The following is a 2,704-nucleotide window of genomic DNA, read 5'->3' as shown; positions in this document are numbered from 1 at the left end:
CTACGACCAGGAACCAAAGTGGAAAGCCGGGCAGACCGGCGGACCTCACACGCCCTCCATACGGTCACGACCCACGACCATGCCAGCGACCGCCCCGGCTACTTCATCGGTGAATTGAGGCTAAGTGGTGGAGAGCCGGCCACAGTCGGCCATTCGATCGAGGCCCGCCTCTACGCCGAGGATCCGGCGCGCGACTGGCAACCCCAAGCCGGCCCCGTCCATCGCTTCTTGGTTCAGGAGACCGCAACCGAGTTCGCCGTACTCACCTCGCCCGGCCTGCGGCTTGATTCCGGGGTAGTCGACGGCGACGAGGTCGGGGTGCACTACGACCCCATGCTCGCCAAGGTAATCTCGTTCGCCCACTCCCGCCCGGAAGCCGCCCGCATTCTCGCCACTGCACTGGCCCGTGCCCAGGTTCACGGGCTGCGTACGAATCGGGACCTGCTCGTGCGGACACTGCTCCACCCTGCATTCCTCGCCGGCGAGATCGACACCGCCTTCTTCGACCGTCACGGGCTCGCCACTCTCGCTGCCCCACTCGCCTCCCTTGAGACGGAGCGGCTCGCCGCCATCGCTGCGGCGATCGCGGTCGCCACCGGCGAGCAAGAATCAGCTCCGATGGGCATCGCGGCCCCCCTAGGCTGGCGCAATGTCGGCCACCCTTTCCAGTCGCGTGGTTTTCGCACGGAGACCGACGAGTACGAGATCAAGTACCGGCTCGACCGTTCCGGAATCGTGCTGGCACCGGGCAGCGTCCCCGAGTCGATAGAGACAATTCACGTCGTCTCGGCAAGCCCCACCCGCGTACGGATCGAGGTCGACGGCGTGGTCTTGCCTTTCGACGTCGCCCGCTACGGTGGGGGGAGTTCGGGCGCGAACGTGCTGCACGTGGACACGCCGCGCGGCGCAGTCGCCCTGTGCGAAACCGCTCGCTTCATCGATCCCGCGCAAGCGGTCGCAGAGGGCTCTCTGCTCGCCCCGATGCCCGGCGCCGTAATCCGAGTTGCGGTCAAACCGGGTGACCTCGTCGAAAAGGGGCAGCCAATTCTATGGATCGAGGCGATGAAAATGGAACACTCCGTCACAGCTGCCGTCACAGGTGAGGTGAGCGAGGTGCTCGTCAGTCAGGGCGACCAAGTCGAAGTGGACGCCCCCCTCGCCGTGATCACCGCATCCGATGAAGAGGCGGAGGCGACATGACCGTCACTGGCCCGCTGGTCCGGGCGGAACGCGCCGGCGGAATAGCAACGCTCACTCTGGACTCGCCCCACAATCGCAACGCACTATCCGAACGGCTTGTGGACGAACTCCTTGCCAGCTTTGCCGTGGCCGCCCAGGACGACGCGGTCCGAACAATCGTGCTGACCCATACAGGCGGAACGTTCTGCGCCGGCGCCGACCTGGTCGACGCGTCAGTCACCGACGGAGGGGTGGATCCTGCACGTCGCCGCGCGGAGCAGACCACGCAACTGATGCACAGCATCCTCCGAGCCCCCAAACCCGTCATCGGACGGATTAACGGGCACGTCCGGGCTGGCGGTATGGGACTGGTCGCCGCCTGCGACATAGTCGTCGCCGGCCGCAATTCAACCTACGGTCTCACCGAATCGCGCCTCGGACTGGCTGCCTCGGTAATCTCTCTGACAGTGCTGCCGCGCATGACCTCGCGCGCGGCGTCGCACATGATGCTAACTGGCTCAACAATCTCCGCCGAGGAAGCACTGACCAACGGACTGGTCACCGAAGTCGCGGAGGAGGTCGATACTGCCGTCGACACACTGTGCGCTGCATTCGCGACATGCTCACCGCAGGGATTGCGCGAGTCAAAACAGCTGGTCAATTATGAGATACTGGCCGAGTTCGAACGGTCAACTGATCGAGTCATCGAACAGTCAGTCCAACTGTTCCACAGCGTAGAAGCCGGGGAGGGAATGGCAGCCTTCTTAGAAAAACGTCGCCCGTGGTGGGCAGAATGACCGCAGACTACATCTCTCGGGAGGACAGAAACAAACTGACCCGCCAGAAACTTCTCGACACGACGGTTGAGTGCCTTATGTCGCACGGTTGGGCCATGACCACAGTCGGCCTCATCGCGGAGAAGGCGGGCATCAGTCGAGGTGCACTGCAACACTATTACCGCACCCGGGAAGACCTCATCACGGCCGCCCTCGATCACATGTGGTCGGCCAGCGCCGACCACATCATGGGAGAGCTCCGCGACCCGCCGGAAGGTGTCAGTCGCGAACAACACGTCGTTGATCTTCTCTTCGGGCACTACTCCGGTTCAGTGTTCAAATCCGCCCTCCAAGTATGGACAGCGGCAGCGGCAGACCCCGACCTACGAGAGCGTGTCGTACCGCTCGAAGCCAAGTTCGCCCGAAGTGCCCATTCCATGGCTGTCGAACTATTGAACGCCGACGACTCCGACACTCGAACTCACCGACTCATCCAGCTAACCCTAGACATTGCACGTGGCCTCGGCCTCGCAGACACACTAACCGACGATTCGAAACGTCGCCGCGCCCTCGCCCGGACGTGGGCCGAGGAGCTCCGGACGATCAAAACTCGGACGGACGCTTAGCCTGGATCCACCGATGAGATGAACTTCTAGCGCGGTGTGGGAACGCGAGAATGCCCTTCTGAACTGGCAAGATACGACTTGCTTAAGGTCCGTATCGCCAATTCAAGAAGGGCATCCCGCAGA

General features: G+C 63.2%; 3 protein-coding genes. All 3 read left to right on the top strand.

Annotated elements, in window-relative coordinates; genetic code table 11:
• The coding region (locus Q2K20_RS18010; protein ID WP_317177061.1) for a biotin/lipoyl-containing protein at window positions 1-1,200 on the top strand (1,200 nt) is incomplete at its 5' end.
• Window positions 1,197-1,976: an enoyl-CoA hydratase family protein gene (locus Q2K20_RS18005; protein WP_083249598.1), complete on the top strand. Its 780-nt coding sequence runs from the start codon at window positions 1,197-1,199 to the stop codon at window positions 1,974-1,976. The genes Q2K20_RS18010 and Q2K20_RS18005, both read left to right, overlap by 4 nt.
• Entirely contained in the window at window positions 1,973-2,581 is a 609-nt protein-coding gene (locus Q2K20_RS18000) for a TetR/AcrR family transcriptional regulator (protein ID WP_069389038.1), read from the top strand. The genes Q2K20_RS18005 and Q2K20_RS18000 overlap by 4 nt, the downstream gene beginning before the upstream one ends.
• Window positions 2,582-2,704: the final 123 nt, after the last annotated feature.

It is taken from the genome of Dietzia sp. IN118 (genome assembly GCF_032905965.1).
Classification (GTDB): domain Bacteria; phylum Actinomycetota; class Actinomycetes; order Mycobacteriales; family Mycobacteriaceae; genus Dietzia; species Dietzia kunjamensis.
Note: the sequence above shows the minus strand (reverse complement) of the source record. Positions and strands in the feature narration are given on the sequence as shown.